Consider the following 24,316-nt stretch of genomic DNA (forward strand, 5'->3'; position numbering starts at 1 on the left):
ATATCCTTGCTCGGTTGTCTGAAATGCGCCAACTTTGACTCATGCGTCAATAAAAAGTCCGCAAAGGGCTAAAACCACTCAATAGGGAGAATACTCAATGAACGAACAAATCACGCACATGGCCGGCCAGGTCACCGCCGGGAAGATGACCCGCCGCGAATTTATGGGGAAAGCTGCGGCTTTAGGCGTCTCGGCAGCGATGGCCAGCACGATGTTTGCGGATGCCGCGCGGGCGGCAGGGCCCAAAAAAGGCGGTGACCTGAAGTTTGGCCTGCAAGGTGGCGAATCAACTAACTCGCTTGACCCGGCGACCTATGCAAGCTCAGTTCCCTTCCAGAACGGCAAACAATTCGGCGATCAGTTGGTTGAAGTGGCACCCGATGGCACCATCGAGCCACGCCTAGCAGAAAGCGTAGAAGGTAGCGCAGACGCCAAAGTATGGACATTTAAGTTGCGTCAAGGCGTTGAGTTCCACAACGGAAAAACGATGACCAGCGAAGACGTGCTTAAAACGATGCAGCGTCACTCGAACGAAGACTCGAAATCTGGTGCGCTTGGCATCATGAAAGGTATCGAGTCCATGAAAGCTGACGGGGACAACTTCCAAGTCACGCTGACTGAGCCAAACGCTGACCTGCCCTATCTGATGGCCGACTATCATTTGATCGTTCAGCCTGACGGAGGGATGGAGAATCCTGGCGCAGGCATCGGAACCGGACCTTATAAGGTAGAAGTGGATGAACCCGGTGTACGCCATCTTTACACAAAGTTCGAAAACCACTGGAACTCGGATTTCGGAAATTTCGACAGTGTAGAAGTGATCGTGATCAACGATGCTACGGCCCGTACGGCCGCGCTTCAATCTGGACAAGTTCACGCAATCAACCGGGTCGAACCGAAAGTGGCCGACCTTTTGGGACGCGCGCCAAACCTGACAGTGCACTCGACCGCAGGTCGCGGACACTATGTCTTCATCATGCACATTGACACTGCACCGTTCGACAGCAACGAACTGCGCCTCGCTCTGAAACACGCCATCAACCGAGAGGATCTGGTTGAGAAAGTGCTTCGAGGCTATGGTTCGATCGGGAACGACATGCCGATCAACGCGGCTTACCCGCTGTTTGATGAGACTATTCCGCAGCGCGAATTCAGCGTTGAAAAGGCCGCTGAGCATTATCAAAAATCGGGCCATGACGGTTCGCCAATTATTCTGCGTGTGGCAGATGGCGCCTTCCCTGGTGCGGTAGATGCAGCGGCCCTGTTCCAACAGTCTGCAGCAGAAGCTGGAATTCCGCTTGAGATCAAGCGTGAGCCAAATGATGGTTATTGGTCGGAAGTCTGGAATGTTCAGCCATTCTGCGCGTCCTACTGGGGTGGCCGTCCGGTTCAGGATCAAATGTATGCGACTGCCTATCTGTCGACTGCGGACTGGAACGACACGCGGTTCAAGGTCCCGGCCTTCGACGACTTGCTGTTCGCCGCGCGTGCTGAACTTGACCCTGAAAAGCGCAAAGGTATCTACAGCCAGATGGGCATGATGGTCCGCGATGAAGGCGGTCTGATCTGTCCGATGTTCAACGACTTTGTTGAGGGCATCAGCAACCAGTTGGACGGTTGGGAAACCGACCCGACACAAGAGCTGATGAACGGCAATATGTCCCGCAAAATGTGGTTCGTCTGATCCGGGCTACTGTATATGCATCCCATCATCAAACTGGTGTTCCAGCGCTTAGCGCTGGGACTCTTGCTTCTCTTCGGTGCATCGGCTCTGATATTCGGCCTCACTGAAGCCCTTCCCGGGGACGCGGCGCAAGCCGTCCTTGGCCAATCCGCAACCCCCGAAGCGCTGGCAAACCTGCGCGAAGAAATGGGCCTCAACCGGCCAGCCCTGACCCGCTATTTTGAATGGTTGGGTGGCATTGTTCAGGGTGATCTGGGCCAATCACTGACAAACAAGCTCGACATCGCTGAATCCGTTGGCAGCCGTCTGGGCAACACACTGTTTCTGGCGTTCTGGGCCGCTATTATTTCGGTTCCACTGGCTATCTTCCTGGGCCTTCTGGCGGTCCGCTACCGCAACCGCTGGCCCGACAAGATGATTTCGGCGGTCACACTGACCACGATCTCTATCCCCGAATTCCTGATCGGTTATGTGCTGGTCTACTTCGTTGCCGTCAAACTGGGCTTCTTCTCGCCTCTGGCTATGATCAACGACAGCATGACCCTAGGGCAAAAGCTGAACTCTATCGCTTTGCCTGTCATCGTGCTGACTCTGGTGGTTTTGGCGCACATGATGCGTATGACCCGCGCTGCAATCCTAAACGTGATGCAGTCGGCCTATGTCGAGACGGCAGAGCTTAAGGGCCTGAGCAACTTTCAGGTGATCTACCGCCACGCATTCCCGAATGCCATCGCACCTATTGTAAACGTGGTCATGCTGAACCTGGCCTACCTCGTTGTTGGCGTCGTCGTGGTCGAGGTCGTCTTCGTCTATCCCGGCATGGGGCAATATCTGGTGGATCACGTGACCAAGCGTGACGTGCCCGTTGTCCTGGCGTGCGGTGTAATCTTCGCCGCGATCTATATCGGTTTGAACATGATTGCAGACATCGTCTCGATCCTTGCCAACCCAAGGTTGAGGCATCCGAAATGAAGAACATTCCTATCTCTGCAATGATCGGTCTTGGCTTTACCGGCCTGTACTTCTTTGTTGCCATCTTTGCCCCCCTGCTGGCCCCTTATGGCATGGCTGAGGTCGTCGGCGATGTGTGGGAGCCGTCAAGCTCGCAATTCTGGCTGGGCACGGACAACATTGGCCGCGACCTTCTCAGCCGCATGATCTATGGCGGGCGCACGACGATCTTCATCGCCACGGCAGCAACGATCCTCAGCTTTGTGACCGGCTCGGTCCTGGGTTTTCTGGCGGCAGTTATGGGCGGCTGGGTCGATCAGGTCATGTCACGTACAGTCGATCTGATCATGTCGATTCCATCGCTGATCTTCGCGTTGGTGGTTCTGGCCATGGTTCCGGTCACCATCCCTGTTCTGATCATCGTCATGGGCCTGCTGGATGCCACGCGCGTCTATCGTCTGGCGCGCGCTGTTGCGGTGGACATCGCCGTAATGGATTACGTCGAAGCCTCGCGCCTGCGGGGTGAAGGCCAGATCTGGGTGATCTTCCGGGAAATCCTGCCCAATGCTCTGTCGCCGCTGGTGGCTGAACTGGGTCTGCGTTTCATCTTCATGGTCCTGTTTGTCTCGACCCTGTCCTTCCTCGGTCTGGGCGTTCAGCCGCCGCTGGCGGACTGGGGCGGCATCGTGAAGGAAAACAAGGACGGCATCGTCTACGGTATCGGTGCGGCGCTGTATCCCGCTGTCGCCATCGCGACGCTGGCGATTTCGGTCAACCTGGTGGCTGACTGGGTCCTGAACCGCACCACATCACTGAAAGGAGGCCGGGGATGAGCGATCCACTTCTCAAGGTCCGCGACCTCAAGATCGGCGCAACCGTGTATCCACCGGGTGAAAAACCTCATGACATCGAGATCGTGCACGGGGTCAGCTTTGATCTCGAGCGCGGCAAGGTGCTGGGCCTGATCGGGGAATCCGGCGCCGGGAAATCCACCATCGGCCTGGCCTCAATGGCTTATGGCCGGGGCGGTGTGAAGATCACCGGTGGTGAGGTTTGGGTCAACGGGCGTGATATCCTGAAAACCTCGCACGGGGATATCCGCAAGCTGCGCGGTGGCGAAGTCACGTATGTGTCTCAGTCCGCCGCGGCGTCCTTCAACCCGGCCAAGAAAATCATGGATCAGGTGGTCGAGGCTGCGGTCGAACAGAAAAAGTTCAGCCGCAAAGAGGCCGAAGGCCGGGCGCGTGAACTGTTCGCCAAGCTGGGTCTGCCCGACCCGGACAATATCGGCGACCGGTACCCGCATCAGGTTTCGGGTGGACAGTTGCAGCGCTGCATGACGGCTCTGGCCTTGTGCCCCGAGCCTGATCTTGTGGTTTTCGACGAACCCACCACGGCGCTGGATGTGACTACCCAGATCGATGTTCTGATGGCGATCAAAGAAGCCATCGCAGACACCGGAGTCGCCGCACTTTACATCACCCATGACTTGGCAGTTGTGGCGCAGGTGAGCGATGACATCATGGTTCTGCGCATGGGCAATACGGTCGAGTACGGCAACACCGATCAGATCATCAACAATCCGCAGGAGGAATACACGCAGGCGCTGGTCTCGGTTCGCTCAATTGAGCATGAAGAGAAGCAGCCGACACCAGAACCGGTGCTCAGCGTTGACGGTATCACCGCGCGTTACAAGGGCTTGAACTTCGACGTTTTGCACAACGTCAATGTCGAGCTTCATCCGGGGCAGACACTGGCCGTTGTGGGCGAATCCGGCTCGGGTAAATCGACGCTGGCGCGGGTCATCACCGGTTTGTTGCCCCCTCGGGATGGTGAAATCACCTTTGCCGGGCGCAAACTATCGCCAGACCTCAAAGGCCGAACCCGCGAAGACCTGCGCGAATTGCAGATGATCTACCAGATGGCCGACGTGGCGATGAACCCGCGTCAGACCGTTGGAACCATCATCGGCCGCCCGCTGGAATTCTACTTCAACATGCGGGGTGCGGAAAAGCGCAAGCGGGTCATCGAACTGCTGGATGAGATCGAGTTGGGCGAAAAGTTCATCGACCGCTATCCAGCCGAGCTGTCCGGTGGTCAGAAACAGCGTGTCTGCATCGCCCGGTCACTGGCGGCAAAGCCGAAGATGATCATCTGTGATGAGGTAACGTCTGCGCTCGACCCTCTGGTGGCGGATGGCATTCTCAAGCTGCTGTTGGACCTGCAAAAGATCGAGAACGTGGCCTATCTGTTCATCACCCACGATCTAGCGACGGTCCGCGCGATCAGCGACAGCATCGCGGTGATGTATCAGGGGCGCGTGGTTCGCTACGGGCCGAAATCGCAGGTGCTGAGCCCGCCGTTTGACGACTATACCGACCTTCTGCTCAGCTCGGTGCCCGAAATGCATCTGGGTTGGCTGGAAGAGGTTGTCGCCCATCGCAAGATGGAGAGCGCAGGGAACTGATCCACGCTTGTGACAGTTCCATGAAATCTGAAAATCCCGGCGCTTTGTCAGATAACAGGTGTCGGGATTTTGCTATTGGGGGCGTGAACAGTCGCGTTTAGGGCCGCGAATCTCCTAGACTCGGCTGAAGAATTTAATGAAAGACACGGGCATGGACCGCAAACTTCTACTAATCATTCTGGACGGCGTCCCCTACCGCAATTTTCGTCGTTTGTTTGGCAATCTGGAAGGCTGGGTCGACAGTGGCGACGCACGGGTCTGGAAGTTGCGGGCCGTGCTGCCTTCGACATCGGCCAGCTGCTATGCGTCAATCCACACAGGTGTGACACCGCAGGAACATGGCTGCACCGGCAACGGCAACGTCTTTCGTTTGAGCCACAAGGATGTTTTCAGTCAGGTTCGCGAAGGTGGCGGCGTAACCGGAGCAGTAACGCATAGCTACTGGTCCCAGTTCTTCAACCGCCACCCGTTCGACTATGTCCGTGATATCGAATACGACGAGCCCGAAAGCCAGACGATCAACCATGGTCGTTTCCACAGCATGACGGGATATGGAAAAGACAATCAGATGACGCCATCCGACGTGGACCTATATGGGACACTCACCAATCTCTGCCTGCGCTTCGGGCTGGACTATGGCATCCTGCACACCTGCACGCTGGACAGTATGGGCCACCGTTTCTTCCACGATTGCGAAGAAATGGATCATGCTTGCTTTGTCGCCGACGAGATGCTGGCCCCTTTTATCCCCCGCTGGCGCCAACTGGGATATGATGTGATCGTCACCGCCGATCACGGGCAGGACGAGCGCGGCCATCACGGTGGTCGTGGCCCATTGCAACAGGAAACAGCACTGTATTACTTCGGCGATGCAGAAGGACCTGACGCAGAGACCGTCATCAACCAATTGCAATTGGCGCCGACAATCCTGAGCCGAATGGGCGCCCCCATTGCAGAGACGATGAAAGGCGAAGTGTTCCTGCGATAAGGCGAACGCGTCTTTGCACTAAGATAGTTCTTAGTCGTAAGACCAGATCCCTTGTCCCAGGGCTTCGACAGCGACAGAGATACGTTCGAAGCTTTCCGCGGCGCGTTTTACCGAGGTCCGTGCCCTCAGATAGCCGTGCACAAGGCCAGGCTCGTTGATCCAATGGGCCTGGCCCCCTGCTGCTGTAATTCGCTGACAGTAGTTCAGACCGTCATCACGCAACGGGTCACAATCGGCCGTCACAACCACAGTTGGGGGCAGGTTCGAAAAGTCGCTGTCCTGCAAGGGCGCGTAGGTCGGGTCGTTCTGCGGCTGATCACCTGAACATCGGACGGTCTCATAGAACTTGATATCGTCCAATGTCAGCAATGGCGCATGGGCGTGTTCAAGATATGAACCCTGACCACGGTCGCCACCAAGCCCCGGATAGATCAGCACTTGTCCTAAGATGCCGTCCAATCGCCCACGCGCGTGATGGGCAACGGCAGCGGAAAGGTTCCCACCAGCACTGTCTCCGGCCAGGATCAGCGGGTCACCATATTCACGCGCCGCCCAATTCACCGCCGTCCAACAGTCCTCGAACTGCGCGGGATGCACGTTTTCCGGGCACAGCCGGTAGTCAACCGAAACGACACGATACCCTGTCTGGGCGCACAGTTCGGCGCAGACATCGTCGTGGCTGTCCAACCCACCCACAACGAACCCACCGCCATGGAAATAGACGATGGTTCGCGTGGGTTGCCCGGCGGTGTAGATACGGACCGGAACGCCATCAGCCGCCTGATCCTGTGTTTCTACACCCGCAGGGCGAGGTTGTCGGAAATCCTGACACATGGTGTCATAGACGCGACGCTGATCCTGAATTGAAAGATCAACCGCATCATCGGGATAGCTTTCAGCCGTGCGACGTATGAACGCCCAGGTTTCCTCGTCAATCAGGCGTTCATAGTCCATTGTCCCTCCGGCTTACTCAGACCACTCCCATGGCTGGGTAAATGCGCCCAGCACTTTTGAGACATCGTCTTCCGAAGATCCGTTCGCGTCAAGCTGCGCGACAAGGCCGCGCTTTTTGTCGTCGATCACCGAAACAACACGTGCAGATACATCAGCTGCCTCAAGCGCACTATTGTAGATACGTGTGATCGCCTGCTTGCGCAGATCGGGCTTAAAGACCTTACCAACCGCAGTTTTCGGCAGTTCGTCCAGAATGGTCATATGCTTGGGCTGCGCCGCACGTTCATGCACATGAACCTTGCAGTAGTCCATAAGCTCTTTTTCCGTGACCGACGCCCCGTCGACTAGTTCGACAAACGCACATGGCACTTCACCGGAATGCGCGTCTGGTTGACCAATGGCACCGGCAAACGCGACAGCTTCATGGCCCAATAGCGCTTCTTCGATCTCGGCTGGGTCAATGTTATGGCCACCGCGAATGATCAGATCCTTGGCGCGACCTGTAATCCACAGATAGCCGTCTTCATCAAACCGCCCCAGATCACCCGTGCGCAAATACTTGTCGTAATAGTAAAGATCGACGTTCTTGTCGGCCTCGGTATAGGTGTTGCCCGCATATACACCCGGGTTCGAGATACAGATTTCTCCGATTTGATCCGTACCGCATTCGACCGGTCCGTCCGGCCCGCTTTGCAGGATTTTTACATCCGTATAGGGGAACGGAATACCGATCGATCCGATCTTTTTCTCACCATCCACAGGGTTGCACGACACCAGACACGTGGCCTCGGTCAGGCCATAGCCTTCAACGATCTTCACACCCGTGGCTTCTTCAAAGCGGCGGAACAGCTCAACCGGCAGCGGGGCCGAGCCAGAGAAAGCTGTTTTCACGCTTGAGATATCGGCATCAACCGGACGCTGCATTTTGGCCGAAATGGCAGTGGGAACGGTGATGATAAAGCTCACCTTCCAGCGTTCGATCAGCTTCCAGAAATTGTCGAATACGCCGTCTCCGCGATACCCGGCCGGTGTCGGGAAGATCACGTGCGCGCCCGAGGACACGGCCGCCATCATAATCACGTGCACCGCAAAGACGTGGAACATGGGAAGCGGGCACATGATGACGTCGTTCTCGTCAAACAACAGCGTGTGACCCAGCCAGCCGTTATAGACGAGGCCGGAATACTTGTGCTGCGCCACTTTTGGCATACCCGTCGTACCGCCCGTGTGGAAGTAGCACGCAACGCGGTCTTCCTTGCTGTCTTCAAACGTCAGCGTGGTCGGCTGCTTGGCCAGCTCTTTATTAAAGTTCTTGTAGTTCGCATGGGCCAGTTTTTCCTTGTCACCCATCTTGGGGCGCAGGAAAGGCACCAGCCAGGACTTGGGAGGTGTCAGATAACGGTTCAGGTCGATTTCCAGAATGGTGTTGACCTTGGGGGCATGGCGCACAGCCTCTTCCACTTTCTGGGCCACATCCGTTTTTGGGAACGATTTCAGCGTCACCACAACCTTTGCGCCGGTTTCGCGCAGGATGGCCGCGATCTGTTCCGGCTCAAGCAGCGGATTGATCGGATTCACGATCCCGGCTACCGCGCCGCCCATCATCGTGATCAGCGTCTCGTTACAGTTGGGCAGCACATAGGCCACCACATCTTTTTCGCCAACGCCCAGCGAACGGAACAGGTTCGCCGCCTGGTTAACCTTGCCCTGCAATTGCGACCAGGTCAGGGTCTCGGCCTTATCGGTTGGTCCCGACAACAGTTGAAAACTGATGGCATTGTGGTTGGGAAACTTCTCTGCCGTGCGCGACAAGAGCTGATGGAAGGTGACGGGTAAATCCCGATCCTCCCACGGCATTTCCTGTTCCATGCGCGTTTTGTCTTCCAATCCCACAAAAGCCATGTGGTTCCTCCCGTATGATCTCCCGCATTTCGCGCGGGCTTGTTGTTCGCCTCCAAGATGGGATCAAAACCGACCGCGCGCAAGCGAGGGCTTAGCTGTGACAACGGGTAAAATGTAGAATGACGCTACGGCGAATGGGAAAATGCCCGTGCGTCACCCTTATTCTGCGGCAACACCGTCGGTGAATTGCAACCGGGCCAGACGTGCATACAGCCCGTCCTGAGACACCAGATCATCATGGCTGCCTTGCGCCACGATACGACCCTCTTCCAGCACGACGATACGGTCGGCTTTTTTCACGGTTGCCAATCGGTGCGCGACGATCAGCGTCGTGCGCCCGGCGCGCATCTGGTCTACCGCGCCCTGCACCGCACGTTCACTTTCTGCATCCAGAGCCGAGGTCGCCTCGTCCAGCAACAAAACCGGCGCGTCTCGCAGGATAGCACGGGCGATGGCAATGCGCTGCTTTTGCCCTCCGGACAGCATCACACCGCGTTCACCGACAAAGCTATCATACCCTTCCGGCAAGGCCGCAATGAAATCATGTGCGGCGGCTGCACGGGCCGCGGCTTCCACTTCGGCGTCGGTTGCATCCAAACGCCCGAAGCGGATGTTCTCTCGGGCCGAGGCGGCAAAGATCACGGGGTCCTGAGGAACCAGAGCCATATGGGTACGGAAATCTGCCCGATCCAGCTCTCGCAGGTCATGACCATCCAACGTGACCCGGCCCGAATTGGGATCATAGAAGCGTTGGATCAACTGAATGACGGTCGTCTTGCCTGCACCTGACGGTCCGACAAACGCGACGGTTTCGCCCGGATTGACCTGCAGCGACAGATGATCCAGCGCGACGGTATCGGGGCGCGCTGGATAGCGGAAGCTGACATCTTCGAACCGGATTTCACCTTTAACATCTTTGGGCAGGGTCAAGGGCTTGACGGGATCGGTCACGGTGTCTTCGGCATTCAGAAGTTCGACCAGACGCTCGGTCGCCCCGGCCGCGCGTTGAAGTTCGCTCCAGATTTCGGACAGGGCCGCAACCGAGCCTGCCATGATGATCGAATAGATCACGAACTGCACCAGAACGCCTTCGGTCATCACACCGTTTCTTACGTCATTGGCCCCCATCCAAAGGACACCGACGATGCCCGAAAAGACCAGGAAAATCACGATGACCGTCAGAATCGCACGGGTCTGAATGCGACGCAACGAGACCACATACGAGGTTTCGGTCATCTCTCCGAATTGCTTGCGGCTTTCCTGTTCGTGGGTAAAGGCCTGCACAGTCTGAACAGCGCCCAATGCCTCACCTGCATTTCCGGACGAGGCTGCGATCCAATCCTGATTTTCGCGACTGATCACGCGCAAACGGCGGCCCAGAACCAGAATCGGAACAACGACAATCGGGATCAACAAAAGCACCAGCCCGGTCAATTTGGCCGAGGTCAGCAGCATCAAAACCAGCCCACCAAAGAACATCAGCATGTTGCGCAACGCGATCGACACTGATGACCCGAGCACAGATTGGATCAGGGTGGTGTCCGTTGTGATCCGGCTGAGCACCTCGCCGGTCATGATGCGTTCATAGAATTCAGGACTCATCGCGATCACGCGATCGAACACGGCCTTGCGAATATCGGCCACCACACGTTCGCCCAGCCGCGTGACCAGCGCATACCGGATGCCGGTGCCCACAGCCAGAACAGCGGCGATACCCAGTGCCGCCAGGAAATACCAATCCAGCAGTTCGCCATCCTGGATGCGGAAGTTGTCGATCACGCGCCGCACCGCAAGTGGCAGGGTCAGCGTCATGCTTGCGGTCAGAATCAACGCCAGAGTCGCGCCAATCATCAAAAGCTTATAGGGCTTCATGAAAGGCCAAAGCGAGGACAGCACCCCAATTTTCTTTGAGCGGGCCCGCTCTTCGCTGGCACCTGGGGCAGCGGCTTGAGCTGGTTTGTTGGCGGTCTGTCTTGCCATGTCGGGCCCTTATGGATTGAACGCTAGAAAGTGAACGCTTTCTTGGCCTCAGCCGCCCTTTTGGTCAAGCATCACGACATGGATCTGCCACCCGAAAGGGCCATTTGACGCAGAAAAGTAAGGGTGATTGGAGCGGGTAGACGGAATCGAACCGACATAGCCTGCTTGGAAGGCAGGGGCTTTACCATTAAGCTATACCCGCAAATGGTTTGCGTTGGTTAAGTCATGCACAGGTGCGCGTCAAGCAGGAAGTGGCAAATTTTGTGCCACCGTTTTTGCACCAAAGCGCTTAATCAGATTCGACCGTTCAATCCTGATTGCGGAATAGCCGGGTTGACGAAAAAAACTGCTCCAGTTCCTCGATCCGTTCCTTACTTTCCTCCCACCGGGCCTCTTGCACTTCTGCAATCAAGGTTTCCGAAATCAGCTGCAGCGCTATCGTCGAATCCCAGCTTGAAGGGGCCTCGACCAAGGCGTGGAAGGTGTAATTTGCGGTCTTTCCGATGGGTGAGCCCCACTGGTCGGTAAACAGAACAACTGTGACGCCTCGGCTCGAGGCAACCTGGGCCAGCTTTTCCAGATGCGCCTCGTATCGCCGAATGTCGAAGATCACCAGGACCGAGGACGCGTCCATGTCCAAAAGGTACTGCGGCCAAACATTGGCTGAATTGCCCAGCATGGTCACGTTGGGACGGATGATTTGCATGTGATTGAACAGATAATCCGCGTTGGATCGGGTGATGCGGCCACCCACCACGTAAAGATGCCGGTCCGTTTCAGCCAATAGCTGGGCGACGGTGTCAAACATCTCTTTGTCCAGACGCTCCAGCGTGTGGCGCATGTTTGTCCAGACGGCCTGCGCAAAGCGCGTTGTCGGGTGTTCGGCATCGTCATCGACAACCCAAGCATCTCGTTTCGAGATCGGTTTCTTGATCTGCGCTGCTACTTCTTCGCGCAGGGCATCCTGCAGGTCCGGAAACCCATCGAACCCAAGCTTGCGGGCCATACGGATAACGGTCGGGGTCGAGACCTGCGCAGCAGCTGCCAGCTTGGTGATCGATTGCAGCCCTGCCATCGGATAATCCTGCAACAGGATAGACGCCAACTGGCGCTCTGATCGAGTCAGATCGTCCAGTTCATCCTGAATCCGCTGTTTGACAAGTTTCACAACGGTGGCCATCGGCACCCTCGTTTCTTATGTTTGTTACAGAATATTCTCACCTGTAATTTTGTCTACAGTAATTTTCTTGACAGCAGGGAAACTGCTGTAACAAATGCTACCTATGCATCACGATTCCGAGTCATCCCTATTACAAACCGTCGAGGCACCGGCTGCACGTCTGCTCAATGCACGCGGCAGCACCAATGCGGTTTTGGTGTGCGAACACGCCAGCCGCTTTATCCCCGCCGCTTTGCACGGCCTGGGTCTGGATGAGAGTGCGGCCCAGTCCCATGCCGCATGGGATATTGGCGCAATGGAGCTTTCGGTTGAGTTGATGGGTGCGCTGGACGCGCCTTTGGTCCACTCTCGGGTCAGTCGGCTTGTCTATGATTGCAACCGCCCGCCGGAACGTGAAGACGCCATGCCGCAACTCAGCGAAGTGTTTTCAGTTCCCGGAAACACGAACCTGACGGCGGCACAGCGCACCCAGCGCGTGCGGGATGTGTATGACCCATTCCGAAACCTTTTGTCGTCCACCTTGAACGCAAGAAACGAGCCGCCCGTGGTCATCACGATCCACAGCTTCACCCCGATCTACAAGGGACAGACGCGCTCGGTTGAGCTGGGTATATTGCATGACAAAGACGACCGCGCGGCCCGGATCATGTTGCAACAGGCGCAAGACACCGGGCTGAAGGTCGCGTTGAACGAACCTTACTCGGCCACTGACGGCGTCACGCATACATTGCAGGAACACGCGATCAAACGCGGGTTGCCCAATGTTATGATCGAGGTGCGCAATGACCTGATCGACACTCCTGCGGGTGTGAACCGAATGGCAGGGCAGCTCGCGCCGATCCTGCAATCCGTCATTTCTGCCTTTTCGAACACCGAGGCTACAGCATGACAGAGGCAATATCTCAATGAAATTCATGCGGAGATATGTAGCGGTCATTGATCGCGCGAACCGCTGGATCGGGCGTGTGGTCATGTATGGCATCTTCGTCATGATGGGCATTCTGCTCTGGTCCTCGATATCGAAGACGTTCTTTTTGCCGTCTCTCTGGACCCTTGAAATGGCCCAGTTTGCGATGGTGGCCTATTATGTGCTCGGCGGCCCCTATTCCATTCAGATGGGCTCAAATGTTCGCATGGACCTGCTGTACAGTGAATGGTCGAACCGTCGGCGGGCCTGGACCGATGCGATCACGGTGTTCTTCCTGATCGTCTATCTGGGTGTGATGATCTATGGCGGCTACGACTCGCTGAGTTATTCGCTGCAATATGGCGAGCGCAGTCCCACCGCGTGGCGTCCTTACCTGTGGCCAATCAAGGTGATCATGGTTGTGGGGCTGTTCCTGATGTTGCTTCAGGCCATCTCGGAACTCTTCAAAGATATACTACGCCTCAAGGGCGATGACATCCCGCGCGAGGTGATCTGATGTCATACGAGATGATCGCCATCCTGATGTTTTCGACCATGATGCTGATGTTGCTGACGGGGCAGCGCGTTTTTGGAGCCATCGGCTTTGTCGCCGTTATGGCAGCGCTGTTTCTTTGGGGGGATCGTGGCGGGTACGACATTGGCTTTTCCGCCGCCATGAAGCTGATGAAATGGTACCCGCTGCTGACGCTGCCGATGTTCATCTTCATGGGCTATGTGCTGGCCGAATCCAAAATCGCAGACGACTTGTACAAGATGTTCCACGTCTGGATGGGCGGGCTGAACGGCGGTCTGGCCATTGGCACAATTGGTCTGATGGTTCTGATCTCGGCCATGAACGGCCTAAGCGTTGCAGGTATGGCCATTGGCGCAACGATTGCGCTGCCTGAATTGCTGAAACGTGGCTACGACAAGAAGATGGTGACGGGGGTGATACAAGCCGGATCGTCACTGGGCATCCTTGTGCCGCCTTCGGTGGTCTTGGTTCTTTACGCAATGATCGCCCGTCAACCGGTTGGTCAGCTTTGGCTGGCGGGGCTTCTGCCCGGGCTGATGATGGCTGCGATGTTCATCCTTTACATCGTGATCCGCTGCCGGATTAACCCAGCTTTGGGTCCTGCTTTATCAGCGGAAGAACGTGATGTTCCTATGGCAGAGAAACTGCGTCTCTTGCGTGCCGGTCTGCTGCCGCTGGGCATTTTTGCCGCGATGATGGTGCCATTTGTGAACGGCTGGACCTCGCTGGTTGAAAGCTCGGCCATCGGCGCTTTGACGGCGTTTGTCGCTGCGGTGCTGAAGGGCCGGATGACCCGCGAGGTTTTCGAAACCTCGGTGCGGTCAACACTGGGCATTACCTGCATGTTCATGTGGATCATCCTTGCAGCACTGGCCTTTGGCGCTGTGTTCGATGGGCTGGGCGCTGTGCGTGCGATCGAGAATCTGTTTACCGAACGTCTGGGCCTGAACCCCTGGGTGATCCTGATCTTCATGCAGCTCAGCTTTATCCTGATGGGTACGTTTCTGGACGACACCGCCATGCTGGTCATCGTTGCCCCCCTATACGTGCCGCTGGTGGGGGCATTGGGTTTCGACCTGATCTGGTATGGCGTGCTGTACACGATCACGACTCAGATCGCGTATATGACACCGCCCTTCGGCTATAATCTGTTCCTGATGCGCGCGATGGCGCCACCAGAGATTTCACTGCGTGACATTTACGGGTCGATCCTGCCCTTCGTGATGGTGATGACGCTTGCACTGGCCATTATCATGACCTTCCCGCAGATCGCGCTGTGGTTGCCAGAATACGTTTACAACAAATGATCCCGGACCAAACCGGGGCATCGCGGGTATCCCCCGCATTGCTGAAACTGACCAACGGAGAGAGAGAATGACAAACAGACGTACATTTCTGAAAGGCGCAGCAGCCGCGCCCGCAGCAGCGCTGGCGGCACCTGCACTGGCGCAATCAACGATCAGATGGCGGATGCAGACCTATGCAGGTCCGGCGCTGGCCGAACACGTAATCGATCCGGCCATCAAGATGTTCAACACCATCGCCGGTGATCGGATGCAGATTGAGCTGTTCTATGCAGACCAGCTGGTCCCGACGGGCGAGCTGTTCCGCGCCATGCAGCGCGGCACGATCGACGCAGTGCAGTCGGATGACGACTCGATGGCGTCGCCGACCGAAGTCACCGTGTTCGGCGGTTACTTCCCGTTTGCCTCGCGCTACTCGCTGGACGTGCCGGTTCTGTTCAATCAATACGGGCTGAACGAAATCTGGGACGCCGAGTATTCTAAAGTTGGCGTCAAGCACATCTCGGCAGGTGCCTGGGACCCGTGCCATTTCGCGACCAAAGACCCGATCAACAGCCTCGCTGACCTGCAGGGCAAGCGTGTCTTTACCTTCCCGACAGCGGGCCGCTTCCTGAGCCAGTTTGGCGTCGTGCCGGTGACACTGCCATGGGAAGACATCGAAGTTGCGGTTCAAACCGGCGAGTTGGACGGTATCGCGTGGTCAGGGATCACCGAAGATTACACCGTGGGTTGGGCGGATGTGACCAACTACTTCCTGACCAACAACATCTCGGGCGCATGGGCGGGCTCATTCTTCGCCAACATGGATCGCTGGAATGAGCTGCCAGAAGACCTGCAGACCTTGTTCCGCGTCTGCACCGATCAGTCGCACTATTACCGCCAGTGGTGGTATTGGGGTGGCGAGGCCAGCCTTCGCGTCAACGGCGACAAGATGCAGCTGACGTCAATTCCGGACGAAGAATGGGCAACTGTCGAAGCGGCGGCCGTTGCATTCTGGGACGAGATCGCAGCCGAGTCCGAGACGAAAGCGAAGGTCGTTGAAATCTTCAAGCAATACAACGCCGACATGCTCAAGGCTGGACGGCCTTATCGCTACGGCTAACTTGCTGCAAACCTGACCTGCCCCTTAAGGGGCGGGTCAATCACAACGAATGGCCGAAAGTTAAACTCGGCAAAGAAAAAGGTGGCACATGCTCACGTTCGAACATCTGAAGACGCAAGTCTCTGAAGGTACGGTGGATACGGTATTGGTCTGCATGGTCGACATGCAAGGACGACTGATGGGCAAACGCTTTCATGCAGGTCACTTTGTGGCGAGCGCATGGGAAGAAACGCATTGCTGCAACTACCTTTTGGCCACTGATCTGGAAATGGCCACGCCGGACGGCTATGCGTCGACCAGTTGGGAACGCGGCTATGGCGACTATGTCATGAAGCCCGATCTGAGCACGCTGCGCCCGGTTCCGTGGCTTGAGGGCACGGTCATGGTGATGTGCGATGTGCTGGACCACCACACACATGAAGAAGTGCCGCACGCACCGCGCTCGGTCCTGAAACGTCAGGTCAATCGCCTGAAGGCCATGGGTTATGACGCGATGTGTGCCACCGAGCTGGAGTTTTTCCTGTTCGAAAAAAGCTTTGACCAGATCCGCAAGGAAGGTTTCCGCGATCTGGAGCCGATCTCGGGCTACAACGAAGATTACCACATTCTTCAAACCACCAAAGAAGAACACGTGATGCGCCCGATCCGCAATCACTTGTGGGACGCGGGCATTCCGGTCGAAAACACCAAGGGCGAAGCCGAGACCGGACAGGAAGAGTTGAACATCAAATACGCGCCTGCGATGGACACGGCCGAGTATCATTCGATCGCCAAGAATGCCGTGAAAGAAATCGCCTGGCAGCATGGCCATGCCGCGACATTCCTGCCGAAATGGCACCATGAGAAGGTAGGCAGTTCCAGCCACGTCCATCAATCGCTTTGGTCAGATGGAACGCCTGCGTTTTATGACGCAGCAGATGACTTGGGTATGTCCGCTCTGATGAAGAGCTACATGGCAGGTTTGTTGAAATATGCTGCCGACTACACCTATTTCATGGCCCCTTACATCAACAGCTACAAACGCTTCATGAAGGGCACCTTCGCACCAACGCGGATCATTTGGTCAGTGGACAATCGCACCGCCGGTTTCCGACTGTGCGGGGACGGAACCAAGGCTGTGCGGGTGGAATGCCGGATCCCGGGTTCGGACATGAACCCTTACCTGGCAATGGCCGGGATGTTGGCCGCCGGGATCGCAGGCATTGAGGAAGGGTTGGAATTGCAAGCGCCCACCACGGGCGACGTGTATCAGGGTGAAACCGGTATGATCCCAGGCAACTTGCGTGCCGCACGGGACGCGTTGCACGGCTCGGCCATGTTGCGGGCGGCTATGGGAGATGATGTGGTCGACCACTATACACGTGCCGCTGAAGTCGAGATCGAGGAATTCGAGCGCGTGGTGACTGACTGGGAAGTCGCACGCGGTTTCGAACGCGCTTAGGGGACTGGCTGGGGGCTCTGCCCCCAGACCCCCGAGGTATTTTTGGCCAGATGAAGCAGGGATCCTGCATTCTTTCTATACGGAGTGAACATGGGGCAGATGTTGAAATGTGTCTCGCCGATTGATGGATCGGTTTTTGCGGAACGAGAAGTGCTGTCTCGGGATGCGGCAATTGAGGTTGCAGGCCGGGCGCGTGCCGCACAGGCAAATTGGGCCGCGCGTCCGCTGCAGGAACGGATTGATCTTGTCATGGCAGGGGTGGCCGCTGTTGGCGCGATGAATGATGAGATCGTGCCAGAACTGGCGCATATGATGGGCCGCCCGGTGCGTTATGGTGGTGAGTTCGGCGGCTTCAACGAACGTGCCAGCCATATGGCGGAGATTGCAGAAACATCTCTGGCTGATATCGCGGTAGGCGAGGACGAAACGTTCCGGCGTTACATCAAGCGCATTCCGCACGGGGTCGTGTTTGTTGTGGCCCCCTGGAACTATCCCTACATGACAGCGATCAACACTGTCGCCCCTGCACTGATCGCGGGCAATACGGTGATCCTGAAGCACGCCACGCAGACCCTGCTGGTGGGGGCGCGTATGGCGCAAGCCTTCCATGCAGCCGGTGTGCCTGAAGATGTGTTCCAGAACGTGTTCCTCAGCCATGACGTCACCAATGACCTCATCGCGGGCAATGCGTTTGACTTCGTGAACTTCACCGGCTCGGTCGGCGGCGGCCAGGCGATGGAGCGCGCGGCGGCGGGCACCTTTACCGGCGTCGGCACTGAACTGGGCGGCAAGGATCCGGGCTATGTCATGGAAGATGCCGATCTGGATGCCGCCGTCGATACATTGATTGATGGCGCGATGTTCAACTCGGGCCAGTGCTGCTGTGGGATCGAGCGCATTTACGTGCACGAAGGCCTTTATGACGATTTTGTCGCCAAGGCGGTGGAGATCGTGAAGGGATACAAACTGGGCAACCCGCTGGACGCTGAGACGACCATCGGACCCATGGCCAACGTCCGTTTCGCTGATGAAGTGCGCGCTCAGATTTCCGAGGCGGTTGAAGCAGGCGCGGTCGCGCATATCGAAACCTTACCTGAGGACGATGGTGGTGCCTATCTGACCCCTCAAATATTGACCAATGTGACCCACGACATGCGCGTTATGCGGGATGAGAGCTTTGGACCGGTTGTGGGCGTCATGAAGGTCTCGTCGGATGACGAAGCAATCGCGCTGATGAATGACAGTGAATTTGGCCTGACCGCCAGCCTCTGGACGCGTGATGTAGATCGCGCAGCGCGAGTGGGCGACCAGATCGAGACCGGCACGGTATTCATGAACCGTGCGGATTATCTGGACCCTGGCCTGTGCTGGACCGGATGCAAGAATACCGGGCGCGGCGGCGGTCTGTCGGTCATTGGGTACCACAATCTCACCCGTCCCAAATCCTACCACCTTAAGAAGGTCACGGGCTAAAGACGACGGCCTGCTCGGGTCTTACCCCCTCGCCCGGGCAGGTGGCACATTACAAAGGAAACCTGACATGTCACTTGTTGGAAACTGGTCTTATCCGACCGCAATCAAATTCGGTGCCGGACGCATCAAGGAATTGCCCGAAGCCTGTGCCGCAGCCGGTATGAAAAAACCTCTGCTGGTCACAGATAAGGGCTTGGCCGATCTGCCAATCACCTCTGCAACGCTGGATATTATGGAAGCTGCCGGTTTGGGCCGTGGGCTGTTCAGCGACGTAGATCCCAACCCGAACGAAAAGAACCTTGAGGCAGGTGTCGGAGCGTATAACGCGGGCGGCCATGACGGGGTGATCGCCTTTGGCGGGGGGTCTGGTCTGGACCTTGGTAAAATGGTTGCCTTCATGGCGGGCCAAACCCGCCCAGTTTGGGATTTTGAGGATATCGGCGACTGGTGGACCCGAGCAGACGCGGACGTGATCGCGCCAATCATTGCGGTTCCGACCACCGCCGGGACCGGATCAGAAGTGGGGCGTGCCAGCGTCATCACCAACTCGGAAACCCACGCCAAGAAAATCATCTTCCATCCCAAAGTGCTTCCGGCTGTGGTGATCTGCGACCCCGAGCTTACTGTGGGGATGCCCAAATTCATCACCGCAGGTACCGGTCTGGATGCATTTGCGCACTGCGTTGAAGCCTTCTCGAGCCCGTATTATCACCCGATGAGTCAAGGCATTGCTTTGGAAGGGATGCGGCTGGTGAAAGAGTACCTACCACGCGCCTATGCCGACGGCACCGACATCGAAGCCCGCGCCCAGATGATGAGCGCAGCAGCCATGGGCGCGACAGCCTTCCAGAAAGGTCTGGGTGCCATCCACGCCATGAGCCACCCGATCGGTGCGGTGTTCAACACTCATCACGGCACGACCAACGCGGTGTGTATGCCCGCTGTGTTGGAGTTCAACGCCCCCGCCATCGCAGACAGGTTCCAGCAGGCAGCGGCTTATCTGGGCATTGATGGTGGATTTGACGGCTTCCGCGCTTTTGTGCAGGAATTCAACGACAGCCTCGGCATCCCGCGCACCCTTTCCGATCTGGGCGTCACCGAAGCGTCAATCCCCGAACTGGTGGAAGGCGCGGTCATTGATCCCTCTTGCGGGGGCAACCCGATTGAGTTGACGAAAGAAAACCTGACACAGCTGTTCAAAGCAGCGCTTTAAAGTCAAAGAGCCCGGCAAAACTGCCGGGCCCTTTGCGTTTGGGTTACCTAAACCGGATCAATGCCCGGTTAGTACCAGAGTATTCACCGGCATCAGGATCAGACGCAAACGCAGACCGGCCGCGTGAACGACACCGATCGTGTCCACCACATGCAAGAATGCGGCCTCCCAAAAACCGAGATCCTCATGCTCCAACCGCTCATGGTTGTCGGTGTAAACATTGGCCAGACAGTTGCTGCCAGGAGGGATGTCATCGGCCATACCTTTGTAAAGCGGTTCCATATACACCAGAATCGAGCCGGGATTGTTGTTGGCCTGCACATCCCTGAGTTCGTCCGAGGGACGGATCTGGCCGGAAGGAATGACATCCTGCACTTCGACCACGACCGTAGGGATAACAGTGAACGGCTTGGTCATACAGCCCAACTCACCGATCATGCCGGGCTTGATAACCTGAGCAGACAGCTGGTTGAATGCAGCCTGGAACCGATCATGTCCGGTATGGGACGGCACCAGAATACCAGCGGGACGCAGCAAAGGGCTGACATAGTCGCCGACTTGCAAGCTAAACTGCTCCACCCGGCCCGTTACACCGGCAAGTATCACTGTTTTGTCCAGTTCGGTCTGTGCGGCGTCCAATTGCGCGATGGCACTGGCCAGTTGCGCCGGGATCAACTCTTCGATTTGCTGTTCGACCGCTGCGCGTTTGGCTTCTGCGGCAAAAACCTGGGCCTCACGCTCGGCGACAAGGTTCTCCAAGCGCTCGATCTCGGCCAGCCGTACCGCACTTGATCCTTCGTCCCGCAAGGTTGTGTTGCGCTCCAAATCCTCAAGCGCCTGCGCCAGAGCTGCCTTGGACCCGGCAATACCTGCGTCAGCCTCGGCCAGGTCAGTTTCTGCAACCTTAAGCGAGGCTTGAACCTGCGCAATCTGAGCATTTGCCGCCTGAACCTGTGCGGTCTGAGTAAAATCCTCGATCCGGAAAATCGGCTGACCCGCTGTGACCAGTTCGTTGCTTTTGACAAATACTTCAGACACACGACCGCCCAGTTGCGGCAGAATCGTCACGGTACGAAAATAAGAAGCGGCCGTTTTGCTGGCCGGGTGAAAATAGAACAGCGTGGTGATCACGGTCAGCGCCAGAATGGCGCATGTCGTCAAACCCCAACGCAATTCGTACCACATGGTAAACAACGTGATCTCGTGACCGATACGTTTACCCTGAACAAACCGGCGGAACAAATAGTCGGGCAGCACAGTAATCAAGGCGCAGAGCATAGTCTCGATCATTTGCTGTGCTCCTGCGCTTCGCCTGTTTCGGACACAGGTGGCATTGGTTCTGTCACCTCGGGCACCGGTTCGGGCGCTGAGACCCGAGCAAGCGAACGAATGGCGTCAGCAATGTTTCGGAGCGGCGTGGCAAAATCCGGAAATTGGAACCCTGCGACCAGTATGGCGGCAACCCAGAAAAGTCCATTATGTGTAAACAGCGCAAGCAGCGCCAGAATACCCACCAATTGAAATTGTGGGTGATTGTTTTCGTGGGCCATTTTCTCGGGGACCGAGTGAAGCGTCAGATAACCAACACCGATCAGCACCACCAGAACGACAAAGAAAACAATCATTGCTGAAAATAGGTAGTCGCTTCCGTCAGCTGCGACGACGTATCGGGGAATATGCCCTGTCGCCATTGGATGAAGGTCCGCAGCAGTCACATTACCCTCCTGTTTATTTTGATACGTCTTTGACCGGGTTGAAGCACAAATTCAAGGCTGCTTATAGTCCGGGAAGCAAAACGCAAATCAAACCAGAGGCGCGCGGGCAAATGTGTCTACGCGGAGAACCGGCCTGTCTCTGATCTGTAGGGTTAGCAAGAAATGATTGATTTCCTGATCATCGGAGGCGGTATCGCCGGTCTCAGCGCGGGCGCACGTCTGTCGACGCACGGAACAGTGATGGTGCTCGAAGCAGAAGACGCCTTGGGCTATCACGCATCCGGGCGGTCTGCGGCGTTGTTTGAGGAAAGCTATGGACCCCCTTCAGTGGTCGCCCTCAATAAGGCTGGTGCTGCCTTTCTGCACACACAGAACGGTGGCTATCTGACTCCACGGGGTCTGATGCTGGTCGGCGCGCAAGACCAATCTCAGCTGTTCGATGCCGATTGCAACGAGCTGAACATGACCCAGGTATCGTTAGATGAGGCCATCGCGCGCGTTCCGATCCTGAACCCCGAACAGGTCGGTTTTGCAGCAGTCAGCGAGGCCGCATTTGACATCGACACGGATCGTTTGTTGCAGGACTTCGCCAGGACCATCCGGCACAACGGCGGGACGGTTTCAACCAAGCACAAAGTCACAGCCATCTGCAAAGACACACATTGGATCGTCACCGCCGGTCAGAGTTTTGAAGCACGCAATTTGGTTAATGCTGCAGGGGCCTGGGTCGACGAAATCGCCAGACTTGCTGACCTTCCACCTATCGGTATCACGCCTCGCCGCCGGTCTATGGCCCGACTGCCCGCCCCCGACGGCCATGATGTGTCGTGCTGGCCCATGATGCTTGGTGTGGGTGAAACGTGGTACGCCAAACCAGATGCCGGGAAACTGTTGGTCTCGCCATCCGAAGCAGACCCAATTCCGCCTCAGGATGCCTATGCCGACGATTTGGTTCTGGCAGAAGGTTTGGCACGCTACGAAGCCCTGATGACCGAAGTAGTCAAACGTGTCGAAACAACTTGGGCCGGCCTGCGCAGTTTTGCCCCAGACGGGACTTTGGTGCTTGGACCAGACCCTCACGACCCAACATTCATCTGGAGCGCGGGCCAAGGCGGATATGGTTTCCAAACGGCACCGGCTGCCTCTCAGCTGCTTTGCGATTTGGTGGTCGGAACCCCCCCTGCCCTTGATGCCGAGAATGTTGCAATGCTGACCCCGGAAAGGTTGAAGCGATGACCAAACGCAAGCTTCCCCCCTCTGCCAGCGTCGCCAATACAGCCGAGGACGGCAAAATGGTGGCCCCTGCGGCATCGCGAAACTCTGACGTCTTATGCGCATTGCTGCGCGACTGGGCTCCGTCACAAGGGCTGGCGCTGGAGATTGCCAGTGGGACCGGTCAGCATATTACGGCTTTTGCGGCACAGTTGCCCGGTCTGGAGTGGCAGCCTACGGAAATCGACACAGATCGGCGTCCCAGTATCGACGCCTACGCGCGCGAGTTTCCGAATGTCGCCTTGGCCGAAGAACTGGATGCGACCGCCGCAGGCTGGCATGCCCGGTTCGCCGGACAAAACATGATCGTGTTGATCAACCTGATACACTTGATCAGTTGGCAGGAAACACGAACTATTGTCGCAGAGGTCGCCAAGGCACTCGCACCATCCGGGCGGTTTGTTCTTTATGGACCATTTATGCGGTCGGGACTGCTCACCAGTGATGGAGACAAGAGATTTCACCAAGCTCTGACGGAACAAGACCCTGACATTGGGTACAAAAATGACACCGAAATACTTGCGTTGTTTGAAGAATTTGGTCTCAACGTACTGAAGACTGTTGATATGCCCGCCAACAACCTTGCATTTATCTCATCGCGACCAGCGGACTGATCGAGATCAAAGTCAGAGCCCTACTATCCGTCTCATATTCTGATTACGTTATATGAAAAGGCGGCTGCAATGGACTGGCAAGAAAAACTCACAGAAACGCGCAAGAGCCTCCGCAATCTCAACGGGTCCATCCCGGAAACCACGCGCGCTTTCGGGGCGCTTGGGAAGGTTGTGAAGGAAGGCGGAACACTTGACTACAAGACAAAGGAATTCATCGCTTTGGGCATGTCGGTTACGCTCCGATGCGAGCCCTGTATCTCCCTACACACAGAAGCTTTGGTCAAAGTTGGCGCGACAAGAGATGAAGTGTCGGACGTCTTGGCCATGGCCATTCAAATGGGTGGTGGACCAGCCATGATGTATGCTGCCAAAGCGTTGGAGTGTTTCGACGAATTGAATACCCTATAGTCTCTAAACCTCCCCAAAAGCCTGCTGACGCAGGCTTGCCTCCGGCGGAGGTATTTTTGAACAGAAGAAGTAACGGATCGTTAACTCTGAACGGGAATGATGGTTTTGCGGTACAGGCGGAGGCGCCGATGACCGCAACAGGAGAAGGCCCCCTTGCAAAAAAGCAGGGGGGCTGGTTCTTGAAAACAGCCCCCTCTTCTTCTGTTTTTAAATACCTCCGCCGGAG

Annotated in this window: 21 protein-coding genes and 1 tRNA gene; 15 read left to right on the forward strand and 7 right to left on the reverse strand. The window is 56.7% G+C overall.

Going from position 1 to position 24,316, the window contains the following annotated elements; all coding sequences use genetic code 11:
• Positions 1–97 precede the first annotated feature (97 nt).
• From ACXADZ_RS12920 to ACXADZ_RS12940, 5 genes are all read left to right on the forward strand, one after another.
• Entirely contained in the window at positions 98–1,684 is a 1,587-nt protein-coding gene (locus ACXADZ_RS12920) for an ABC transporter substrate-binding protein (protein ID WP_171092551.1), read from the forward strand.
• A 15-nt stretch (positions 1,685–1,699) separates the two neighbouring features.
• Positions 1,700–2,656 carry an ABC transporter permease gene (locus ACXADZ_RS12925; RefSeq protein WP_171092552.1) on the forward strand — a complete coding sequence of 319 codons (957 nt, stop codon included), beginning with the start codon at positions 1,700–1,702 and terminating at the stop codon, positions 2,654–2,656.
• On the forward strand, positions 2,653–3,468 hold the full coding sequence (locus ACXADZ_RS12930) for an ABC transporter permease (RefSeq protein WP_171185151.1): 816 nt from the start codon (positions 2,653–2,655) through the stop codon (positions 3,466–3,468). Before ACXADZ_RS12925 ends, ACXADZ_RS12930 begins: the two co-directional genes overlap by 4 nt.
• A complete protein-coding gene (locus tag ACXADZ_RS12935; protein WP_171092556.1) occupies positions 3,465–5,102 on the forward strand; it encodes an ABC transporter ATP-binding protein in 1,638 nt (545 codons plus the stop codon). Before ACXADZ_RS12930 ends, ACXADZ_RS12935 begins: the two co-directional genes overlap by 4 nt.
• A 151-nt stretch (positions 5,103–5,253) precedes the next feature.
• Complete coding sequence (locus ACXADZ_RS12940) at positions 5,254–6,090, forward strand: alkaline phosphatase family protein (RefSeq protein WP_171668808.1); 837 nt, start codon at positions 5,254–5,256, stop codon at positions 6,088–6,090.
• 30 nt (positions 6,091–6,120) lie between these two features.
• Here the strand turns inward: ACXADZ_RS12940 and ACXADZ_RS12945 are convergent, their stop codons facing one another.
• The 5 genes from ACXADZ_RS12945 to ACXADZ_RS12965 all read right to left on the reverse strand — a co-directional run bounded on the left by ACXADZ_RS12945 (position 6,121) and on the right by ACXADZ_RS12965 (position 12,106).
• Positions 6,121–7,044 (reverse strand): alpha/beta hydrolase, encoded by a 924-nt coding sequence (locus tag ACXADZ_RS12945; protein WP_475196900.1) that lies wholly within the window; start codon positions 7,042–7,044, stop codon positions 6,121–6,123.
• 12 nt (positions 7,045–7,056) lie between these two features.
• Positions 7,057–8,946 carry an acyl-CoA synthetase gene (locus ACXADZ_RS12950; RefSeq protein WP_475196901.1) on the reverse strand — a complete coding sequence of 630 codons (1,890 nt, stop codon included), beginning with the start codon at positions 8,944–8,946 and terminating at the stop codon, positions 7,057–7,059.
• Positions 8,947–9,105: 159 nt separating this feature from the next.
• On the reverse strand, positions 9,106–10,926 hold the full coding sequence (locus ACXADZ_RS12955; protein ID WP_475196904.1) for an ABC transporter transmembrane domain-containing protein: 1,821 nt from the start codon (positions 10,924–10,926) through the stop codon (positions 9,106–9,108).
• A 128-nt stretch (positions 10,927–11,054) separates the two neighbouring features.
• A tRNA-Gly gene (locus tag ACXADZ_RS12960) sits at positions 11,055–11,128 on the reverse strand.
• Between the two features lie 105 nt (positions 11,129–11,233).
• Positions 11,234–12,106 (reverse strand): MurR/RpiR family transcriptional regulator, encoded by an 873-nt coding sequence (locus ACXADZ_RS12965; protein ID WP_171185160.1) that lies wholly within the window; start codon positions 12,104–12,106, stop codon positions 11,234–11,236.
• 103 nt (positions 12,107–12,209) lie between these two features.
• Between ACXADZ_RS12965 and ACXADZ_RS12970 the strand changes: the two genes are divergently transcribed.
• From ACXADZ_RS12970 to ACXADZ_RS13000, 7 genes are all read left to right on the forward strand, one after another.
• Complete coding sequence (locus ACXADZ_RS12970) at positions 12,210–12,995, forward strand: N-formylglutamate amidohydrolase (RefSeq protein ID WP_475196907.1); 786 nt, start codon at positions 12,210–12,212, stop codon at positions 12,993–12,995.
• A 16-nt stretch (positions 12,996–13,011) separates the two neighbouring features.
• Positions 13,012–13,530 (forward strand): TRAP transporter small permease subunit, encoded by a 519-nt coding sequence (locus tag ACXADZ_RS12975; RefSeq protein ID WP_171185164.1) that lies wholly within the window; start codon positions 13,012–13,014, stop codon positions 13,528–13,530.
• Positions 13,530–14,855 carry a TRAP transporter large permease gene (locus tag ACXADZ_RS12980; protein WP_475196909.1) on the forward strand — a complete coding sequence of 442 codons (1,326 nt, stop codon included), beginning with the start codon at positions 13,530–13,532 and terminating at the stop codon, positions 14,853–14,855. The genes ACXADZ_RS12975 and ACXADZ_RS12980 overlap by 1 nt, the downstream gene beginning before the upstream one ends.
• A gap of 67 nt (positions 14,856–14,922) precedes the next feature.
• The gene (locus tag ACXADZ_RS12985) at positions 14,923–15,954 is read left to right on the forward strand and encodes a TRAP transporter substrate-binding protein (protein WP_475196912.1); all 1,032 of its coding nucleotides are present in this window, start codon (positions 14,923–14,925) and stop codon (positions 15,952–15,954) included.
• Between the two features lie 88 nt (positions 15,955–16,042).
• On the forward strand, positions 16,043–17,395 hold the full coding sequence (locus tag ACXADZ_RS12990; RefSeq protein ID WP_475196915.1) for a glutamine synthetase family protein: 1,353 nt from the start codon (positions 16,043–16,045) through the stop codon (positions 17,393–17,395).
• A gap of 90 nt (positions 17,396–17,485) precedes the next feature.
• Entirely contained in the window at positions 17,486–18,868 is a 1,383-nt protein-coding gene (locus ACXADZ_RS12995; protein WP_475196917.1) for an aldehyde dehydrogenase family protein, read from the forward strand.
• 67 nt (positions 18,869–18,935) lie between these two features.
• On the forward strand, positions 18,936–20,081 hold the full coding sequence (locus tag ACXADZ_RS13000) for an iron-containing alcohol dehydrogenase (protein ID WP_475196919.1): 1,146 nt from the start codon (positions 18,936–18,938) through the stop codon (positions 20,079–20,081).
• Positions 20,082–20,138: 57 nt separating this feature from the next.
• Here the strand turns inward: ACXADZ_RS13000 and ACXADZ_RS13005 are convergent, their stop codons facing one another.
• Together ACXADZ_RS13005 and ACXADZ_RS13010 are read right to left on the reverse strand one after the other, a co-directional pair.
• A complete protein-coding gene (locus ACXADZ_RS13005) occupies positions 20,139–21,371 on the reverse strand; it encodes an HlyD family secretion protein (protein ID WP_171675401.1) in 1,233 nt (410 codons plus the stop codon).
• A complete protein-coding gene (locus ACXADZ_RS13010) occupies positions 21,368–21,796 on the reverse strand; it encodes a hypothetical protein (protein ID WP_475196921.1) in 429 nt (142 codons plus the stop codon). The genes ACXADZ_RS13005 and ACXADZ_RS13010 overlap by 4 nt, the downstream gene beginning before the upstream one ends.
• A gap of 162 nt (positions 21,797–21,958) precedes the next feature.
• Between ACXADZ_RS13010 and ACXADZ_RS13015 the strand changes: the two genes are divergently transcribed.
• The 3 genes from ACXADZ_RS13015 to ACXADZ_RS13025 all read left to right on the forward strand — a co-directional run bounded on the left by ACXADZ_RS13015 (position 21,959) and on the right by ACXADZ_RS13025 (position 24,090).
• The gene (locus ACXADZ_RS13015; RefSeq protein ID WP_475196924.1) at positions 21,959–23,032 is read left to right on the forward strand and encodes an NAD(P)/FAD-dependent oxidoreductase; all 1,074 of its coding nucleotides are present in this window, start codon (positions 21,959–21,961) and stop codon (positions 23,030–23,032) included.
• On the forward strand, positions 23,029–23,682 hold the full coding sequence (locus tag ACXADZ_RS13020; RefSeq protein ID WP_475196926.1) for a DUF938 domain-containing protein: 654 nt from the start codon (positions 23,029–23,031) through the stop codon (positions 23,680–23,682). Before ACXADZ_RS13015 ends, ACXADZ_RS13020 begins: the two co-directional genes overlap by 4 nt.
• A 69-nt stretch (positions 23,683–23,751) precedes the next feature.
• Positions 23,752–24,090, forward strand: a complete 339-nt coding sequence (locus ACXADZ_RS13025; protein ID WP_475196930.1) for a carboxymuconolactone decarboxylase family protein — start codon at positions 23,752–23,754, stop codon at positions 24,088–24,090.
• The last annotated feature ends 226 nt before the right edge of the window (positions 24,091–24,316 follow it).

Source organism: Ruegeria sp. ABM4_193, assembly GCF_056158705.1.

Excerpts from the sequence above, each read along its gene's own strand:
- ACXADZ_RS12935 (WP_171092556.1), top strand. The coding sequence starts at position 3,465 with ATGAGCGATCCACTTCTCAAGGTCCGCGACCTCAAGATCGGCGCAACC.
- ACXADZ_RS12930 (WP_171185151.1), top strand. The coding sequence starts at position 2,653 with ATGAAGAACATTCCTATCTCTGCAATGATCGGTCTTGGCTTTACCGGC.
- ACXADZ_RS13025 (WP_475196930.1), top strand. The coding sequence starts at position 23,752 with ATGGACTGGCAAGAAAAACTCACAGAAACGCGCAAGAGCCTCCGCAAT.
- ACXADZ_RS13020 (WP_475196926.1), top strand. The coding sequence starts at position 23,029 with ATGACCAAACGCAAGCTTCCCCCCTCTGCCAGCGTCGCCAATACAGCC.
- ACXADZ_RS12970 (WP_475196907.1), top strand. The coding sequence starts at position 12,210 with ATGCATCACGATTCCGAGTCATCCCTATTACAAACCGTCGAGGCACCG.
- ACXADZ_RS12995 (WP_475196917.1), top strand. The coding sequence starts at position 17,486 with ATGGGGCAGATGTTGAAATGTGTCTCGCCGATTGATGGATCGGTTTTT.
- ACXADZ_RS12925 (WP_171092552.1), top strand. The coding sequence starts at position 1,700 with ATGCATCCCATCATCAAACTGGTGTTCCAGCGCTTAGCGCTGGGACTC.
- ACXADZ_RS12950 (WP_475196901.1), bottom strand. The coding sequence starts at position 8,946 with ATGGCTTTTGTGGGATTGGAAGACAAAACGCGCATGGAACAGGAAATG.
- ACXADZ_RS12940 (WP_171668808.1), top strand. The coding sequence starts at position 5,254 with ATGGACCGCAAACTTCTACTAATCATTCTGGACGGCGTCCCCTACCGC.
- ACXADZ_RS12975 (WP_171185164.1), top strand. The coding sequence starts at position 13,012 with ATGAAATTCATGCGGAGATATGTAGCGGTCATTGATCGCGCGAACCGC.
- ACXADZ_RS12955 (WP_475196904.1), bottom strand. The coding sequence starts at position 10,926 with ATGGCAAGACAGACCGCCAACAAACCAGCTCAAGCCGCTGCCCCAGGT.
- ACXADZ_RS12920 (WP_171092551.1), top strand. The coding sequence starts at position 98 with ATGAACGAACAAATCACGCACATGGCCGGCCAGGTCACCGCCGGGAAG.
- ACXADZ_RS13005 (WP_171675401.1), bottom strand. The coding sequence starts at position 21,371 with ATGATCGAGACTATGCTCTGCGCCTTGATTACTGTGCTGCCCGACTAT.
- ACXADZ_RS12985 (WP_475196912.1), top strand. The coding sequence starts at position 14,923 with ATGACAAACAGACGTACATTTCTGAAAGGCGCAGCAGCCGCGCCCGCA.
- ACXADZ_RS12945 (WP_475196900.1), bottom strand. The coding sequence starts at position 7,044 with ATGGACTATGAACGCCTGATTGACGAGGAAACCTGGGCGTTCATACGT.
- ACXADZ_RS12965 (WP_171185160.1), bottom strand. The coding sequence starts at position 12,106 with ATGGCCACCGTTGTGAAACTTGTCAAACAGCGGATTCAGGATGAACTG.
- ACXADZ_RS12980 (WP_475196909.1), top strand. The coding sequence starts at position 13,530 with ATGTCATACGAGATGATCGCCATCCTGATGTTTTCGACCATGATGCTG.
- ACXADZ_RS12990 (WP_475196915.1), top strand. The coding sequence starts at position 16,043 with ATGCTCACGTTCGAACATCTGAAGACGCAAGTCTCTGAAGGTACGGTG.
- ACXADZ_RS13000 (WP_475196919.1), top strand. The coding sequence starts at position 18,936 with ATGTCACTTGTTGGAAACTGGTCTTATCCGACCGCAATCAAATTCGGT.
- ACXADZ_RS13015 (WP_475196924.1), top strand. The coding sequence starts at position 21,959 with ATGATTGATTTCCTGATCATCGGAGGCGGTATCGCCGGTCTCAGCGCG.